Annotated in this window: 10 protein-coding genes; all 10 read left to right on the top strand. The window is 48.7% G+C overall.

Annotated elements, in window-relative coordinates; translation table 11 throughout:
- Positions 1-30 precede the first annotated feature (30 nt).
- The 10 genes from ACR9Y8_RS08000 to ACR9Y8_RS07955 all read left to right on the top strand — a co-directional run bounded on the left by ACR9Y8_RS08000 (position 31) and on the right by ACR9Y8_RS07955 (position 19,238).
- Complete coding sequence (locus ACR9Y8_RS08000; protein ID WP_481212721.1) at positions 31-3,093, top strand: SusC/RagA family TonB-linked outer membrane protein; 3,063 nt, start codon at positions 31-33, stop codon at positions 3,091-3,093.
- 19 nt (positions 3,094-3,112) lie between these two features.
- Entirely contained in the window at positions 3,113-4,642 is a 1,530-nt protein-coding gene (locus ACR9Y8_RS07995) for a RagB/SusD family nutrient uptake outer membrane protein (protein WP_481212720.1), read from the top strand.
- 548 nt (positions 4,643-5,190) lie between these two features.
- A complete protein-coding gene (locus ACR9Y8_RS07990; RefSeq protein ID WP_481212719.1) occupies positions 5,191-6,015 on the top strand; it encodes an oxidoreductase in 825 nt (274 codons plus the stop codon).
- Positions 5,981-7,222, top strand: a complete 1,242-nt coding sequence (locus ACR9Y8_RS07985; RefSeq protein ID WP_481212718.1) for an SDR family oxidoreductase — start codon at positions 5,981-5,983, stop codon at positions 7,220-7,222. The genes ACR9Y8_RS07990 and ACR9Y8_RS07985 overlap by 35 nt, the downstream gene beginning before the upstream one ends.
- 57 nt (positions 7,223-7,279) lie before the next feature.
- The gene (locus tag ACR9Y8_RS07980; RefSeq protein WP_481212717.1) at positions 7,280-13,564 is read left to right on the top strand and encodes an SDR family NAD(P)-dependent oxidoreductase; all 6,285 of its coding nucleotides are present in this window, start codon (positions 7,280-7,282) and stop codon (positions 13,562-13,564) included.
- 131 nt (positions 13,565-13,695) lie between these two features.
- Positions 13,696-14,184 (top strand): hypothetical protein, encoded by a 489-nt coding sequence (locus tag ACR9Y8_RS07975; protein ID WP_481212716.1) that lies wholly within the window; start codon positions 13,696-13,698, stop codon positions 14,182-14,184.
- A gap of 36 nt (positions 14,185-14,220) precedes the next feature.
- The gene (locus ACR9Y8_RS07970; protein WP_481212715.1) at positions 14,221-15,774 is read left to right on the top strand and encodes an MFS transporter; all 1,554 of its coding nucleotides are present in this window, start codon (positions 14,221-14,223) and stop codon (positions 15,772-15,774) included.
- An 87-nt stretch (positions 15,775-15,861) separates the two neighbouring features.
- The gene (locus ACR9Y8_RS07965; RefSeq protein ID WP_481212714.1) at positions 15,862-16,365 is read left to right on the top strand and encodes a hypothetical protein; all 504 of its coding nucleotides are present in this window, start codon (positions 15,862-15,864) and stop codon (positions 16,363-16,365) included.
- Positions 16,366-16,393: 28 nt separating this feature from the next.
- A complete protein-coding gene (locus ACR9Y8_RS07960) occupies positions 16,394-16,741 on the top strand; it encodes a hypothetical protein (RefSeq protein ID WP_481212713.1) in 348 nt (115 codons plus the stop codon).
- A 115-nt stretch (positions 16,742-16,856) separates the two neighbouring features.
- Positions 16,857-19,238, top strand: coding sequence for an ABC transporter permease (locus ACR9Y8_RS07955; protein WP_481212712.1), 2,382 nt, complete (start codon positions 16,857-16,859; stop codon positions 19,236-19,238).
- The last annotated feature ends 2 nt before the right edge of the window (positions 19,239-19,240 follow it).

Here is a 19,240-nt window from a genome sequence, read left to right as displayed (position 1 = left end):
TTAGTTTTCTTCACTATTAAACCCATTTCTATGCAAAGAACAATGACCAGGTCATGCAGCCTTATTTGCATGCTGTTGCTATGCCTGCTATGCACTTCCCGGCTCTCTGCACAAACGGGATCAGTGGTAACAGGAACGGTAACAGATTCAGCCAGCACGCCATTACCCGGCGTGAGCATCACAGAGAAAGGAAAAACTACCGGCACGGTCACCGGACCGGATGGAAAGTACAGGATAACAGTCAGCAACCCTAACGCCACATTGATGTTCACATTCATCGGCTATCAGCCGCAGGATGTGCCGCTCAATGGCCGCGCAGCTGCTAATGTACAGCTGCAGCAAAGTTCCAAACAGCTGGGAGAGCTGGTAGTGGTGGGCTATGGCACCATCCGCAAATCAGACCTTACCGGGGCCGTAGCTTCCGTAAAAGCCGGCGACCTGGTAACAGCCGGAATGAATAACGTATCCAAAGCCTTGCAGGGCAAGATCGCCGGCGTACAGATAGAGTCTGCCGGTGGCGACCCAGGCTCCGGTACCCGCGTGCTGGTAAGAGGCGTAGGTACCCTGAATAACAACAGCCCGCTGTACATCGTAGATGGCGTACAGGTAACCGGCATTAACAACCTGATGCCTTCTGACATCGCTTCCATCGAAGTGCTGAAAGATGCATCTGCAGCCGCTATCTACGGCTCCCGCGCTGCCAATGGCGTAGTGCTGGTAACGACCCGCTCCGGCGCCGGTGGTAAAACGGCTATCAGCTTCAATGCCTATTATGGCGTACAGAAACTGGCCCGGAAACTAGACGTGCTCAATGCAAGCGAGTGGGCCACTGTGAGCAATGCCGCTCATGACGCAGCAGGCGTTCCCCGCCTGGATATCGCAAAGAATCCAGACTCCCTGGGCGCCGGTACGGATTGGCAGGATGAGGTGTACCGCACGGCTCCCATACAGAGCTATGAGCTCAATATCAGCGGTGGCGGCGAGAATGGCAATTACAGCATCTCCGGCGGTTACTTCAACCAGGAAGGCATTGTAAAAGTAACAGGCTATAACCGCCTTAACCTGCGCATCAAGTCTGAAACCACCAAAGGCCGTTTTAAGATAGGCGAGACCGTTATTATCTCCCGCGAAAAGACCATTACCATGCCCGGCGGCTGGGGCGGCCAGGGTGGTAACCCCGTAGGCTCTGCCGTAAAAATGATCCCGGTCTTCCAGGTATATGATCCCACTGCACAAGGCGGCTACGCAGGCGCCTACGGCCCGGTGGTGAACGTGGCCAATCCAATGGCGCAGCTTAACCTGGAAAGCATCTGGAACAGGTATACGAATGTGATCACCAATGCCTATGCAGAGGTATCATTGTTCAAAGGGCTGACCTATAAGTTCAACCTGGGTTATATCTACACCGGCGGACAAGCATACGATTATGCGCAGCGCTACAAAGTAGGAGAGCTGTTTGCCCATGCCACCAACGATCTCTGGGAAAGACGTGATGAACGTAATTTTGTAATGGGCGAGAATACGCTGAACTACAGCAATACTTTTGGCAAGCACCGCCTGCAGGTGTTGGCAGGTTATGCTTCACAGGTGAGCCGCTTCCGTACAGACTCCGCTTCCGTGCAGGATCTGCCGGATGGCGTAAAAGTACTGGATGCCGGCGCCGGGGTGCGCAGCAGCGGTGGTTATGAATTACAGAGCGGCCTGCTGTCTATCTTAGGCAGGATCGTATATTCTTATGACGATCGCTACCTGCTCACCGCCAGCTTCCGCCGTGATGGCTCCTCCCGCTTTTCTCCGGCACATCGCTATGGTAACTTCCCTTCAATAGCATTGGGCTGGAACATCGGCAACGAGGACTTCTTTAAACCGCTGAGCAAAACCATCAGCCAGCTGAAGCTGAGAACCAGCTACGGTATCCTGGGCAACCAGGAAATGGCCGATTACCAGTACATTGCTACCATCGCCACTAATCTCAACTATGTAACCGGTATCGACCAGGCTAAATGGTACGGCGCCATTCAACGCGCACTGGTAGATCCCAACATAAAATGGGAAAATACATCCACCTTCAACGTAGGCGTGGATGCCGGTTTCTTTGACAATAAACTTACCTTAACGGCAGATTATTACATCAAGCATACCACCGATATTCTTATGAACCTGCCCATTCCCGGCTCCGTAGGCGTTACCTCCGATCCGGTGATGAATGCAGGCGCCATCTTCAACAGGGGCCTTGAAATAGCCGCTGCTTACAACGGGCGCTTAGGAGAGCTCTCTTACGGCGTTAATGCCACCTTCGCATTAGACAGGAATAAAGTAGATAAGCTGCTGGGCGGTCTGCCGCTCTATGGCGGCCAGCCTACGCACCACGGATCCTCCACCACCACTACCAAAGAAGGCGGCTCCGTAGGTTCCTTCTACCTGATCAAAACAGATGGCATCTTTAATTCGCAGGAAGAGATCGATGCATACAAAGACAAGAACGGCAACCTGGTACAACCCAATGCATCGCCCGGTGATATCCGTTTTGTAGACGCCAATGGGGATGGTATCATTTCCGATGAAGATAAACAATACTGCGGCAGCGCCTTCCCTAAATTCTCTTATGGCCTTGGCTTTAATGCCAGGTACAAAGGCTTTGATCTGGCCATGTTCTTCCAGGGCACTGTTGGCAACAAGATCTATAACGGCCTCAGAATGGACCTGGATGGCATGAACCTCGAGTTTAACTACTCCAAGGCCACGCTGAACGCCTGGACACCGGAGCGCCATACGGATTTTCCCCGCGCTGTGATCGATGATCCTAACTACAATACCAGGGTATCTGACCGTTTCCTGGAAAACGGTACTTACCTGCGTATGCGTTCCCTGCAGCTGGGCTATACGCTGCCGACCGCACTACTGCGTAAGGTGGGTGCAGACGGGCTGCGCGCCTATGTGAGCTTCGACAACCTGTTCACCATCACCGGCTATGACGGCTACAACCCGGACATTGGCCGCAGTTCGTCTATCCTTGACCGTGGGGTGGATTTTGGTCACGTAGAATACCCGCTGGCACGTACGGCTACGATCGGTGTACAACTTAATTTCTAACGCACTCAAAGAGATTCTTATGAAACGATATATCATTTACGCATGTCTGTGGGCGGTCCTGTTCATGGGATGCAGCAAAGACTTCCTCGATAAAAAGAACCCGAATGCAGTAGCGGTGGACGATTTCTGGAAAACAGAAGCAGATGTGCTGGCCGCTTTAGGCTCTACCTACAACCTGCTGCGTAACGTAAATACCGGTTACTGGGGCGTACGTGGCGTAGAGCTTTCCAATGGCAGAGGAGACGACTTCTTCATCCGCAACGATGTAAAGGATCTTTACTCCTTATCCACCTTTACGAACAACCCGGACAACGGCGTGTTGAACGGCCTCTGGGAAGGCTCCTACCAGGCTATCTTCAGGGCCAACCAGATCCTGGAACGTACAGACGGTGTGGCCGGTGTTACCGATGAGAATAAGAAACAGTACAAGGCAGAAGCACACTTCCTGCGTGCGCTTAACTACTTTATATTAGTTACCAATTTCGGGGATGTGCCCATCCGTTTAACGATCCCTGCAGGTACAGAAGAATACCCCATCGCTAAATCTCCTGAAGCGGAGGTATGGAAACAGATAGAGGAAGATCTGAGCGCAGCGGTAACAGACCTGCCCATTAAATGGGCCCCTGAGTGGACCGGCCGCGCCACCAAAGGCGCTGCTCTTGGTTACCTGGGCAAAGCCTACCTGTATCAAAAGCAGTGGGCTAAAGCGGAAGCTGCTTTCAAACAGCTGCTGGCGGCGCCCTATGCTTACAATCTCACGGCAAACTATGAAGACAATTTCACCGTTACCCGCGAGAATAATGAAGAATCAGTATTCGAGATCCAGATCCAGGATGTAGGCGGCGCTAATCCCTGGGCTACTTCGGGCCCTGCTGAATCAATCGGTGTTACCACCGCACAGGAGTTCGCTCCTTCGCTGGTATCCGGCTGGTTTGAGGCCTATCCTACCAATAAAGTGCTCAACGAGTTTAAGAAGGAAAAGACCATCGCAGGCGATTTTGATCCGCGCATGTACGCCACCCTGGTATGGCAGGGACAGGAAGGCACCTTCTATAAACAGGCTATCTCTAAATTTTTCCCCACAGAGTATTCCTTCACCTCCCGCTTCAAGAAATACCAGAACTGGCAGAATGAAAATGAGCTCAGGGGCACCGGTGGCGGTAACTACACCTCCAACATCAACGAACGGGCTTTACGCTTTGCAGACATCCTGCTGATGTACGCAGAAGCAGTGACCATGCAGGGCCGTCCGGCAGAGGCCTACGCCCCTGTGAAACGCATCCGCGACCGCGCTAAATTGGCTGATCTCCCTGCCGGCTATACGCAGGACCAGATGATGGCAGAGATCCGTCACCAGCGCATGATAGAGTTCTGTCGCGAAGGTTTGCGCTTTTATGACCTGAAACGCTGGGGCCTCCTGCAACAGGAACTGACCAACAGCGATAAAGTAGGAAAGAATTTCTATGTAGCGAAGAAACATGATTATTACCCCATTCCGCAACAGGAAATCGATGCGAATGGTAAGATAGAACAGAATCCTCTCTGGTAAGAACAGGCTGCTTGCCGGTACGCCGGCAAGCAGCTATTTATACGGCATATTATTAATTTGAGTTAGTATTATTTCTACAACGCTGTCTCATTACGATAACATCACCATCTCAGCTCTGGGCTTGCCTCATGTAAAATTAATTCTACCTTGGGGGGCGAAGAAATACGACACTACGATTTTGCAGTAATACCTATATTTGAACTGCCACAAATGAAAACCCGGATATAATACGTCTATGGCGCGTCATGCTATCAGTAACACACAACCAGTCAACCCACTCATTGAAAAAAGCGATGTATGGGATGAAGGACGCAAAGACGCCCGTGTTCAACAACCCATTTATCTAAATAAGACCATATCATATATCTGCTCATGACATAATCTCATAAAGTGCCGCAATAGTCGCATGCAGCCCACATCTTTATTTGCTTCCTTTTCCACAAACGGAGATAGGTATGGCTGATTTATGCCCTGCACGCAGGAAGGGCTATGGTTAATTAATAAATAAGCGCTAATGATTCTCTTTTGAAAACGTTAAATATTACAAAATGAAAAAAAAAGTAGCACTGGTAACCGGCGCCTCATCCGGCATAGGAAAAGAAACGGCAAAAAGACTAATAAAAGAAGGTTTGATCGTTTATGCAGCTGCAAGACGGATCGAGCTAATGCATGATCTGGAGGCTGCCGGCGCAACGATTATAAAAATGGATATTACCGAAGAGGAGGATATTGTGAGTGCTGTGGCAGCCATCAGCCGGAAGCACGGAGGTGTGGATGTCCTCGTCAACAATGCCGGATATGCCATTTTTGGTGCGGTAGAAGAAATTAGATTGCAGGATGCCCGACGGCAGTTTGAAGTCAACCTTTTTGGCTTAGCCAGCCTTACACAGAAAGTACTACCCCATATGCGTGCCGGAAGATCCGGAACAATTGTGAATGTTTCCTCATTTGTTGGTAAGATATACACTCCTATGGGAGCCTGGTATAATGCAACAAAACATGCTTTGGAAGCATGGTCTGATTGCTTGAGAATTGAATTGCAGCAGTTTGGGATCGACGTTATTATAATTGAGCCCGGTATAATAAAAACCGGATTTGATGAGGTGGTGTCTGCACCATTAACACAAAATACGGTGAAATCAGATTATACTCCAATGGTCACCAGTCTGGCGGCCACTATGAAGAAATTGTATTATGAGGGAAAAGCCTCAAGTGCAACGGTGGTAAGTGAGGTAATAGTGAAGGCCATTAATAGCAGGAAGCCCAACCCACGCTATACCGTCGGATACCTTGCGGGTAAGATGATATTTCTGAGATGGTTGCTCAATGACAGATTATTTGACAAAATATCACTTAGCCTGCTTAGAGCATAATAGAACCGTTTATTTATTTGCCTACCTAATCATTGTTCTTATGTCCGATACAAATGTATTGCTTACCGGTGTTACCGGGATACTTGGCCGGCATGTCCTGTATGAATTACTACAGCTATATGCGTCCGGGAAGAAGAAAGGGAAGTTGGCCGTTGTTGTACGGGGCAGGCTGGACCAAACCGGGTTGGAACGGCTAAAAGCTGTCATTGACCATGGTTACAGGCCTGCCTATTTAGCCGGGTATGCGGTGGATGATTTATTGAAGCATATCACACTTATCGAAGCAGGCATTGAAGAATTGAACACCGTGCATCTTGCCGTATTGGAGGATTTTGATAAACTCCATGTTATTCATACCGCCGCGGAAACAGACCTGTCCAATACTGCCACTGCACATGAAAAATCCTTTACCCACAACTATCTGACCACAAAACATTTACTGTCGTGGTGCACGCCCAAATTGCATAAATTCACTTTTATAAGCAGCGCTTTTTCAATAGGTCATTATGAAGGTTTGATCACCGACCAGTATATACAATTCGATGCAGATGGCAGCCCTGTTTTAAGCGATTCGATTGAAAACCGTAACCCGTATGAAAAGTTCAAAATTAAAATGGAATATGAACTTATTCAATACTGCCGGCATCATGGTAAAGCGTGGCAGATCATTAGGCCATCCAGCATATGTGGCCGGATGCTGGATGAGCCATTATATTATACCCCTACTTTTAACGTGTTTTACTTGTTTGGAAAATTTTTGCTGACATGCAGTTTGTCAAACATTCTTCATAAGGGAGAAAAAATAAGGATTGAATCGAACCCCGCCGGCAGTATGAACATTGTACCGGTCGACTACGTAGCCAAAACTATTGTTAAATCGTTTGAAAATGATACTGTAGATCAATTGAATGCAGTCAGTTCCCGGCATATGGCTGTTAGCTACCTGTTGCAATGTATGTGCAGTTATGCAGGTATAAAATGTGACCTGATACCCCACACGCCTCCGCCCGGGAACAGGTCAGTACTGGAAAAGCAGTACTATGAAACAATAGGCCCTATGTTTTCTAGTTACCTGTCCACCCCGGTTCATCAATTTGATACCAGGAGGCTTAGAGAAATTATACCTGACGTTGCCGAGGTGGATGTAGAAAGAGGATTTAAAGACCTGTATGCGTTCGCTTTTGAAAACGAATTCAGATCACTTTAAAAAAGTATTGTCCATACAGATCATTTGTTTACTATCACTATTTAACCCAATTGTTTTATGGAAAAAACGAGAATTGCCATTATCGGCATTGGCTGCAGGTATGCAGGGAATATCACTGATCCTGAAAGTTTCTGGCAGCTGTTGAAGAACTGTGACGACGGGCTAAGCGATGTTCCGGAAGACAGATGGAGTTTAGACAAATTCTATGATCCGAATGAAGATGCGCCGGGGAAAATGTATGTAAAAAGGGGGGCATTCCTCAGGGAAAATATTTACGACTTTGATTACAATTTTTTCGGCCTCTCGCGTAGGGAGAGCCTGACGCTTGACATTCAGCAAAAGCTGCTCCTGGAAATTGCATACGAAGCATTTGACGATGCAGGGCTGGACATTCACGCGCTCAGGAAAACAAATACAGGTGTATTCATCGGCAGTTTTATGCTGGATAACCTGATGCTGCGGGTAGCGGGCAATGCGTTGCAGTATATGAATACACACACCGCAGTAGCCGGTTCTGCTACTTTACTTTCCAACAGGCTTTCCCATGCCTTTGACCTGATGGGCCCCTCTGTTACCGTTGATACGGCCTGCTCCTCATCCATGGTGGCCCTTCACCTTGCCTGCCAGGCTATTAAGAACGGCGAAGCAGAACTGGCGATCGCAGGTGGCGTAAATGTAATGCTTAACCCGGCAGGAAGCATATACATGTGCAAAGGGAAATATCTGGCCAGGGATGGCCGGTCTAAGGCTTTTTTTGAACAAGCCGATGGATATGGAAGGGGAGAAGGCGCAGGCGTCCTGGTTTTAAAATCGCTGGAAAAGGCCATCGCAGATAACGATTCCATTTATGCAGTAATTGAAGGCACCGCGGTTAACCAGGATGGGCGAACGGAAGGCATATCGCTCCCAAACCCGGATGCTCAGGTAAAAGTGATCCGGGAGGCACTGAGAGTAAGTGGCATACACCCGTCAAAAATTGATTATGTGGAAGCACACGGAACCGGTACAAAAGCAGGTGATCCCATTGAATTGAGCGCGTTAGGCAGTATATACGGAAAAAGCAGGCCCCAGGCTCTGCCTGTTGGTTCAATAAAGCCAAATATTGGCCATACAGAAGCTGCTTCAGGGCTGGCCGGTGTGATTAAAGCTGCCTTGGTGCTGAAAAACCAGGAGATTGTACCGCACATGAATCTTGGGCCTTTGTCTACAAGCATACCGTTTTCCGAATTAAACATCCGAATTCCCCTTCAGGGCACTACCTGGTACCTGGAAAGCAAACCAACCTATGCTGCCGTTAATTCTTTTGGCTACGGCGGTACCAACGGCCATGCGATTCTATCCCGGTTTAGCCCGGATGTAACCTTATCCGTTAAAGCACCTGAACAGCCGGCTATATATCAGTTCAGGATTTCCGGAAAGTCACCCAAAGCGCTGAAAGAGAACGCCATGAGCCTGCTGCGCCTCCTGGAAAAACAAAAGGATTTGTCACTTCACAACCTGGCTTATACGTTAACAAGAAGAAGAACACTGCATGATGTTGCATGGCTTGTAGACGCAGCGGGCCGGGAAAAGCTGATGGCTGCCCTGAAATTGAAAATACAAAAGGAAGAGTATCCCAGGATGATAGCAAACAAGGATCAGCGGCTGGTTTGGGTTTTTACAGGTATGGGGCCGCAATGGCATGGTATGGGGCAGGAACTTTACCGGCATGATGCTGTGTTCAGGGATACGTTAAACAAATGTGACGCGATCTTTACTGCCATTGCCGGCTATTCATTGCTAACTGAGATGCAAAAAAGTGCCGCTGCTTCGCAAATCACCAGGAACGATCTTGCCCAGGCGTCCAATTTCTTTATCCAGGTGGGCTTGAGTGAAATGCTGACTGCAAAAGGCGTTCCGAAAGACGCGATAGTAGGCCATAGTGTAGGAGAAATTGCTGCAGCAGTGATCGCAAAAGCAATTACGCTGGAGGAAGGAGTGCGCATTATTTACCACAGGGGCGCTATCTTGGAGAAAATAGCGGGTAAAGGCACCCTACTGGCAGTGGGACTTAGTTGGGAGAAGGCAGCCGATTACCTCCAATCATTCCCGGGTCTTGAAATTGCTACTATCAATTCCCCTCAATCTGTGACTGTCGCCGGAACAGAAGACGGTTTAAGCTTGCTTGATAGACAATTGACTGCAGACGGTATCTTTTCCAAATTTGTTCGGGTAGAAGTAGCCTATCATTCTTCCCAGACAGCGGTGCTTGAAAAAGAATTGCTGGAGGCCTTCAGCTTTGTACAGCCTTGCCTGCCGGCGATACCGCTTTATTCTACGGTTACCGGCGCAGTAGTCGATACCGTTATACACCATGCAGACTACTGGTGGAGAAATGTACGGCAGCAGGTGTTTTTCAGTCAAACACTTGAACAACTGATGAAACAGGGATATATTAATTTCATCGAGATCGGCCCGCACCCCGTACTGGCTGGCGCCATCAAAGAGATTGCTGCAGCATCAGGTGCAAGTACCAACACCTTCTTTACATTAAAACGGCAAGCCAACGAACCCGGGACCATTTATGCAAACATAGAGGAGCTGGTAGGTGCAGGAGTGCCCGTTCTATTGAACCCCGGCATTGAAGGTAAGATAATAAGGCTGCCGGCTTATGTGTGGGACAAGGAATATTGCTGGGCACAGGCGGCTGAAATTACCAGTTTCCGCTTGGGCGAAAACAACCAGAATCCCTTTTTGCAGGAAAAAATAGCCGGACCAGGTATCTGCTGGAAAACTCAGATCAACCGGCCGGCCTTGCGTTACCTGAAAGATCACCAGATCGGGAACACGATCATTTTTCCCGGCGCAGGTTATGTGGAAAGCATCTTATCAGTAATGTCTGCCGGTTTTTCCGGCAGAACAGTGATTGTCGAGCAGCTGGAATTTAATGCACCCCTTTCATTCCAGGAAGCGGAGTACCCGGAATTATTCACTACCCTGCATCCTGAAGGTGATTTTTCGATTTCGTCCAAAATTGGCGACAACTGGACAAGCCATGTAAAGGGCACGGCCTGGGTATCTGATAAATATGCTGCTTTAGCCCGCAAAGACATGGATATGCTGTGGGCGCTTCCCCACACGTTTACCAAAGCAGATGCCTATCGTTATTTTGTATCGATCGGGTTAAATTACAAGGAGCATTTTCAAACCATTTCGTCTTATTCATTTTTTAACAACAACCAGGTATTCGCTACTTTGCAAAATGCAGGTGAAACAAACAGTGGGCAATCTGTTGTGCACCCGGCGATCCTGGATGGCGCCTTTCAGTCAATTTTGCTGTTGCTGGCCAATACCCACCCAGGCAAGGCCTACCTGCCTGTTAAAATCGATGTCATTAAGGTATTTAAGCCGCTGCCCGCTATTGTTTACTGTGTAGGCGAGATTACCGGGCAAAGCGACAATAGCATCTCAGGCAACCTGCAATTGCTGGATGACAAAGGCGATGTACTGGTTGACCTGCAAGGGCTCTTCTGCAAAAAGGCAAGCATCGGCAAAGAGCTGAATCCAATGCAAAACCTGATATATAAGTATACTTTTTCAACGTACCGGTTCGTTTCCAATGATGATTATGCGGACACCACTTTATTGGCAACAGGAGATCGGACAGCCTTTAACAAGATTCCGGCGCTGTCACAGCTGCGCATTCAGTTTATTCCGCTTGCTGAGCTGTTGCGGGTGAAGGACAAGGATTTTCAGTTGCTTTACCTGGCAGGTGGCGGCAGCAACAATATAACGGATATGCTGAATGATTGTCACCAGTTGATCACTTTATTGCAAAGCCCGGTTAAAAGGGATCAGCTGCAGCGGTTATTGCTGCTGATAGAACACGGCCTCGCCGATGAGTTAAATCCTGCAGTTGAAAAGATAAATCCTCATCATACTGCGCTGACCGGCTTTGCCAGAACGGTTATGACGGAAATGCCCAACATACATTTAAAAACGATCGATTTGCAGCATCCACTGCCGGAAGCTGACCTGAGAACACTACTGCAAAGCTCATTTGAAGAAGAAGAACTGATTTATACTGCATCCGGCTGGTGCCAGGGCGCCCTGGTAAGAGAAGACATTAGTTTCCCCCAAAGGGCGCAAAGGCCGGTAAAGAATAAAGGCAACCGGCCATACCGCCTGGAGATACTGCAAAGAGGAAAAATGGAAAGCCTTGTTTTCAGGAACATGAAGATCAATGCACCCGGTGCTAACGAGGTGCAGATAGCAGTAGCGGCTTCTTCGATCAATTTCAAGGACGTAATGAAGGCGATGGGTATGCTGAATGAAGCTGCCCTGGAGAACACGTTCTTCGGCACTGATTTTGGCCTGGAGGGCGCCGGCGTTGTTACGCAGGTCCATCCGTCTGTTAAACAACTAAAGGTAGGAGACAGGGTATATTTTATCGGCAACGGTTTAAGGACACATATTAATATTAACGAGGAGTATGTATTCAGCTTGCCTGACCAGGTATCTTTCCAGGAAGCGGCTTCGTTTTTCGTATACTACACTGCCTGGACTGCATTGGTTGAACTGGGCCACCTGCAAAGTGACGAACGTATACTTATCCATGCGGCTGCCGGTGGCGTAGGATTGGCGGCGTGCAATATAGCACAGGCCAGGGGCGCCAAAGTATATGCTACCGCCGGTACAAGTGAAAAAAGAGCTTTATTGAAAGCCATGGGTATTACGCACGTGTATGATTCAAGATCGTTGAATTTTTACGATGAAATACTGCGGGATACAGATGGGAAAGGAGTGGATATGGTACTAAATTCCCTGTCAGGGCCTGCCTTGCATAAAAGCCTCGGACTTCTCCGCACACTCGGCAGGTTTATTGAAATCGGCAAACAGGATATTACCAGCAACAGCAGGCTTTCATTGCTTCCTTTTAATAAAAGCATACAGTTCATTGCCCTTGATCTTGATAAGATACTTCCTGTGTCGCCGCAGCCTGCCCGCCAGTTCTTTTTGAATTTTCTAAAGGATTATATCTCTAAAACGCTGCCTCCGCTTCCTTATGACGTTTTTGACGGGGCTAAATGTAGGGATGCATTTAAAAAGCTGGCTTCGGGTACCCATTTGGGTAAAGTGGTGATTGATTTCAGCAACCCCGACCTGGAAACAGTACCCGAAACCAGCGAAAGACTTAGCTTCGCTGAGAACGAAAGCGTTTTGATTACAGGAGGCTGCGGCGGCTTCGGTTTGCGGACTGCGCTATGGGCGGCGGAACAGGGTGTAAAGCACCTGGTATTGGGCAGCAGGAGCGGACGCATAGCAAACGAAGACAGATATATCCAGGAAAAGATCGAAGCCTGCGGTTCCGTCGTTTATACTATCCAATTAGATGTAACGGACCCTGCCTCGGTAAAAAGAGCAGTGTTGCATTCATCGGATAAAGGATTGAAATTGGCAGGTGTAATACATGCCGCAGCTGCAATGGAAGACTGTATCATTGAATCAGTTACACCGGCCCTTTTTGATAAGGTGTTGTTGCCAAAAGCATTGGGTGCATGGCACCTACATGAGCAAACCAAAAAACTGCCCTTAAAATTCTTTGTATGTTATTCCTCTGTAACCAGCTATACAGGCAATACCGGGCAAGTGGCTTATACAACGGCCAACTGCTTTTTAGATGGCCTTGTGCTGGAAAGGAGACGGCAAGGCTTGCCTGCTACCAGTATCAGCTGGGGCGCTATTGGTGAAACGGGTATGCTGGCACGCAATCAGCAGGCGCAATCACATGTGGCCAATATCGGGTACAGGCCCCTTCACCCTGCCATTGGCCTGAATTTAATGGGGGAAGCGATTAGCCACTTTCAAAACCACATCGGCATTATCGATATTGACTGGAATAAAATGACGAATTCGCTCCCTGGTACCTGGAAGAGAGTGGCAGGATTGCTGGAAAGTAGACAAAACAAATCCCTGTCTGTTTTTATAAGCAATCTTTTGGCCCTGGAGCATGATCAATGGGATAATATCGTGCTGGATGGTATTAAGCAGCTGATTGCCGAAATCACCGGCGCCGCTGCAGATGCGCTCCAGCCGGAAGCTAAACTGGCAGACCTGGGATTTGATTCCATCATGTCTGTTGAATTGGTGGTAGCAATGCAGTCTAAATTAGGAATTGATCTCCCGGTAATGGAAATACTGAGCGCCGGAACTATTACCCAGCTGGCGCAGCTGGCAAAGACTAAGATATACCGGTTAAAAACAGGCACGCAGGATGAAAAACGGAAGAGCGAAAAGGTCGCCAGGAAAGAAGTTGTAGCGCCTTTGCATGAGAAGGTGGAGGACTACCAGCTTGCTAAGTAAAAAATCCCGCTGATGTCTATTAAGTGTTGTTAAAAGGAGGCCGTCTCAAAGTAATTTTGAGACGGCTTTTGCTTTTGAGTTTATTAGCACAGCACGTTAAAATATGCTATTTTAGCCTGGAATATCAAGCTATGAGGACCATCTTTATTATCACAAGTGCACTGCTGCTCTTTGCAGCCTGTAAGCAGGAAGGTACTCCGCCAACGGTTATCTCCCTTACCTATACACAGAACGATATACAGAAACAGTTCGATACCCTGTATGATCACCAGCAAACCACCGCCGGTGTATACAAAGGCATTACGGAACAGGCGCTGGCCATCTGTCACGATAGTACAAATGACGCTACCACCAGCGTGCAGAACGTATTCTCCAGCATGTACCTCAACCAGCATAGCGGTAATTACGACTGCGTAACCACCACGGTCTTCCAGTTCCTGGGAGGCACTATCACGGCTACAGGCGTATTTAAGCTGGCGCCCGGCGATACCATCGCTCCTGATCACGACTTTCCAATCACAGGCGGGGCAGGCCTTTATACAAACGTATATGGCACCTATACACGTAAATACAGCAATGGGGTGTACCGCGTCAGGCTACAGTTTTATAAGCTCCCCTAAATAAATCCCGTAGCTTTAGGTAGCAAACTTTTCTTCATGCCTACAGTACCCCTTGCAAGCGCCGCCGGAAAATGGATCATGGTTTCCACTATCATGGCCTCCGCCATGGCGTTTATTGATTCCACCGCATTGAATGTGGTATTGCCTTCCATACAAAAAAGCCTTGGCGCAACGGGGCCAGACCTGTTCTGGATCCTGAATGCCTACCTGCTGATGTTATCTTCCCTGATGCTGATCGGCGGCGCCCTTGGTGATAAGCTGGGCCGTAAGAAGATCTTCATGATTGGCATCGTGATCTTTATTGCAGGCTCGGCTGCCTGCGGACTGGCCCCGAGTGTACTGCTCCTCATCTTCTTCCGGGTGCTGCAGGGTATAGGAGGCGCATTGATGATCCCCGGAAGCCTCGCCCTGATCTCCTCTTCCATTCACGAAAAGGAGCGGGGAAAGGCCATCGGCACCTGGTCTGCTTTTACCACAGTGGTCACCATTGGCGGTCCCATTTTAGGTGGAGCACTGGCCGATGCGGGCTATTGGCGTTATATATTCTTCATCAACATTCCCATCGGTATAGGCGCCATGCTGATCCTCTGGAAGAAGGTAAACGAAACCAGGGATGAAAGCGCGGATGAAACACTGGATTTTCCAGGGGCCGTTACCGTTATGCTGGGGCTGGCGCTCTTCACGTTTGGATTTCTACGGATGCCTGCCCTGGGGTTTAACCACTGGCAGGTATACGGATCGCTGGCCCTGGGCCTGTTATTGCTGATAGCGTTTGTCTACATTGAAAAGAGAAGTCCGCATCCTATGATGCCGCTGCAGCTTTTTGCCAATCGCAGCTTCTCGGGGGCTAACCTGCTTACCTTCTTTTTGTATGCCGGTTTAGGTGCAGGTATGTTGTTCCTGTCCCTGAACCTGGTGCAGGTGCAGGGCTACAGCCAGCTGCAGTCCGGGCTTACCTTTCTGCCCTTCACCATACTGATGGTATTATTAGCGCGTTTTGCAGGCAGCCTGGCAGATAAGATCGGTCCCCGGCTCTTGCTTATTGTTGGTCCTGCAGTAGCGGGAACAGGCCTGCTGCTCTTATCTTTTGTTAAGCAAACAGCAGGGCCCTCGGATTATTTTTCCAGCTTTCTCCCAGGTGTGATCGTATTAGGACTTGGAATGTCCTTTACCGTAGCGCCGCTCACGGCAACGGTGATGGGAGCTGTGAGCGAGCATTTCTCTGGTACCGCTTCCGGCATCAACAATGCCCTGTCTCGTATTGCAGGCGTTTTTGCCAATGCCATTTTTGGTGCAATGGCGGTGCTGTTCTTTTCTGCTTCACTACAAAACGAATTAACTCATTTGCCGCTTGACAACAAGGCCAGGCAGGAAGTGCTGCAGCAGTCAGATGAATTAGGCAATGCCACAGTTCCCGCATCGCTCAAAGCGGCCGATAAGGAAAAGATCCGGGTATTGTATCACAACAGTTTTATTGCCGCCTATGGCAGAATTATGAAGATCTCCGCCATGCTGGGCTTTGCAGGCGCCCTCATGGCATTCTTTTTCATCAGGAGCAGCGCGGTAAAAAAGCACGCGCTTAAAGCATAACAATAATTTCATCCCTCTTTCTGAAAAGAATCGTGCCGCCAGGGTAATTTCCACGCTCTTTTTTTAAAACGTTAAATGGATTTACTGATGAAAAATGTCCTTTTTATCATGGCGCTTTTAGCAGCGCTCGGAACACGCGCGCAGAACGCCGCTTTAAATGAATACACAGGCAAGTACAATTTCACGGAAGGCAGTGAGATCACGGAGGGCCTGGTGGAACTGAAAGACGATAAGCTGGTGATCAGCTCTGCAAGGGGCGCCGCTTCGCTGACCCGCATCGAAAGCGATAGCTTTGCCGTGGATGAATATGGTGGATATGTAGCATTCCGCCGCAATGCAACAAAGCTGATCAGCGGTCTGAAAGTATCTATCCCCTCAGCCAGTATTGACATCGAAGGCGTAAAAGTGGATAGCGCTGCTACTACTCCCGCTAAGCTAACGGTGAACACCCTGCGTGTGCCCTTTGTAAGACAAGGTGGAACAGTGCTGCAGGCGAAACAGAACAGCTGCGGTTTATGGACCTGCAATACCCTGGCATTCATCCTTTATAGCAACCGTACCTTATGGTACGGATGCTGTAAAGTTGCTTAACAAAAGAAAATAATATATCTTAATGCCTATGAAGATCCGCATCATCAGGAAGTTCCTGGAATACGTCTACAATAACTACATCGGCAACTTTATAGGCTTTGTAATCGGTATGATCTCCACCCGCCTGGTATCCCATTACTTTACTACCCGCAGCATCAAAAATCTCTGGGGCCTGGCCGCCCGTAGAACAGTGGTAGATAAACAAACCTATAACATGATGGAATGGGCCATCTCCATTATCATCGGCTTCATCGTATTTGAGCTCGTGTCCAAATGGCTGAAGAAAAGGCTGGATGCACTCTTGCCCAGATACAAGCTTACCCAATGGATGGTGGAGCAGGAAGAGGAAGAGAAAAAGCAGCTTGTATCGAAATAGGTCATGCACTGTTCAGAAATGAACAGTTTCTCCAGACTTCGAAAATTAATAAACTGGAAATTAGCTGTTTAAGCGCTGGCATGTTTTTCGAGGCAGCATTGCTTTACTGCCCCTTATGCTTAAAAACTACCTGAGAATCGCTTTCCGCAATCTTGCCAGGAACAAGATGCAATCACTCATTAATGTGGCCGGATTATCAGCAGGTATTGCCGTGGCAATGCTGATTGGCCTGTGGATCTGGGATGAGCTGTCGTTTGACAGGTATCACCAGGATTATGATTCCATCGCACAGGTCATGCAGCACCAGGAATTGAATGGCCAAGTGAGAACACAAGGCAAGGTGCCTATCCCTTTAGGCGAGGAACTGCGTACTGCCTATGGTAGCGAGTTTAAGAAAGTAGTCATGTCATCCGTTACCGACAACCATATTCTTGCAGTAGAAGGGAACAAGCTGGTAAAAAGCGGTAATTATATGGAGGCAGACGCCCCGGGTTTATTCGGATTAACGATTGTAAAAGGTTCCCCACAAGGATTGAGCGTTCCTTCATCTATTATGCTCTCCGAATCTGTTGCCGCTGCGCTTTTTGGAGGCGCAGACCCTATCGGGAAAATGGTGAAATTTGATGATGATGCACAGTTGAGGGTAACCGCTGTTTATAAAGACCTGCCCTTGAACACCACCTTAAATAACGTATCGTTTATCGTGCCCTGGGAGCTGCAGGGCCGCCGTGTAAAAGAGAATATCAATAATTGGGGGAATAACGGCTGGCTGATCTACGTGCAGTTGGCAGATAAGACAGCTATCAGCAAAGTATCAGAAAAGATCAGGGATATCAAGTCCCGGAAAATAGACAATGTGGATGAACGCTTCAAGCCTGCTGTCTTCCTTCATCCTATGCGGCAGTGGCATTTGTACTCCCAGTTCAGGAATGGCGTGAACGTAGGCGGCAGGATCCAATATGTATGGCTGTTTGGTCTTATTGGCGGTTTTGTGCTGCTCCTGGCCTGCATTAATTTTATGAACCTCACTACAGCGCGCAGCGCTAAAAGGGCAAAAGAAGTGGGTATCCGTAAGTCTATCGGTTCACTGCAGCGGCAATTAATAGCCCAGTTCCTCACCGAATCGCTGCTCCTGAGCGGTTTTGCATTGGTCCTTTCCGTATTGCTGGTATGGCTGATGCTACCCTTGTTTAACGAGGTAGCAGGTAAAACGCTGGTGTTACCATGGTTAAATCCTCTTTACTGGCTCGCCGGTATCGGCTTCGGTATTGTTACGGGCCTGATGGCCGGTAGCTATCCTGCATTTTATCTTTCCTCCTTCCAGCCGGTGAAGGTCCTGAAGGGCGCATTCAGAGCAGGCAGGCCGGCGGTGCTGGCGCGAAGGGCCTTAGTGGTCATACAGTTCTCAGTGTCTGTTATACTGATCATAGGCACCCTTGTCGTGTTCCGCCAGATACGGTTTACACAGAACAGGCCTGTTGGATATGACCGCAATGGGCTGATCACCGTTAAGACCCTTACTCCCCAGATCTACAATCATTTTGCCGCCTTTCGTAATGACCTGGTCAACACAGGTACGGTAGCGGAAGTGGCCCAGTCTTCCACCCCTGTAACCGAATCAAATAACGAACAGTCAAATTTTGACTGGGCAGGCAAGGAGAGCCGGGGCAATACGCAAAACTTTGCCACCGTAGGCATCTCCAAAGAATACGGAAAGACGGTTGGATGGCAGTTCATTGCTGGCCGTGATTTCCGCTCAGGCCCTGAAGGCGCCGATGCCCTGAGCTTTGTATTGAATGAGTCGGCAGCAAAGCTAATGGGCTTTAACCAGCCAGTGGGTGAAACAGTACGCTGGATGGGCTATTCCTTTCGCGTTATCGGCGTCGTAAAAGATATGGTGATGCAATCGCCTTTTGATCCGGTTGTTCCTGCTATTTTCTATATGGCTCCCTGGAAAGTGGGCGTGCTGAATATTAGAATAGATCCCGGTACGGATGCAGGCACTGCGCTGAAGAAAATAGAAGAAGTATATAAACAATATAACCCCGGCCAGCCATTCGAATACAAATTTGTGGATGACGAGTATGCGCGGAAATTTGCTGCGGAAGAGCGGGTTGGAAAGCTCTCCGCCTTCTTCGCCATCCTGGCTATTTTCATTTCCTGCCTGGGCATATTCGGCATGGCTTCGTTCGTGGCAGAACAACGTACAAAAGAGATCGGCGTACGTAAAATATTAGGGGCTAACGTATTCAGCATCTGGCAGCTTTTATCCAGGGAGTTCGTACTGTTGGTGATCACCTCCCTGCTGATTGCCATTCCCCTCGCGTGGTACTTTATGCATAGCTGGCTGCAGGCTTACCAGTACCGTTCAGATCTTTCCTGGTGGATCTTTGTCGTAGCCGCTATCCTCACGCTCCTGGTAACACTCCTAACGGTAAGTTTCCAGACCATCAAAGCCGGGTTTGCCAACCCACTGAAAGCATTGCGGACAGAGTAGCC

The organism is Chitinophaga sp. SVR4-12A, from assembly GCF_056754765.1.
The sequence above is the reverse complement of the archived record's forward strand: the minus strand, read 5'-3'. Positions and strand labels throughout refer to the sequence as shown.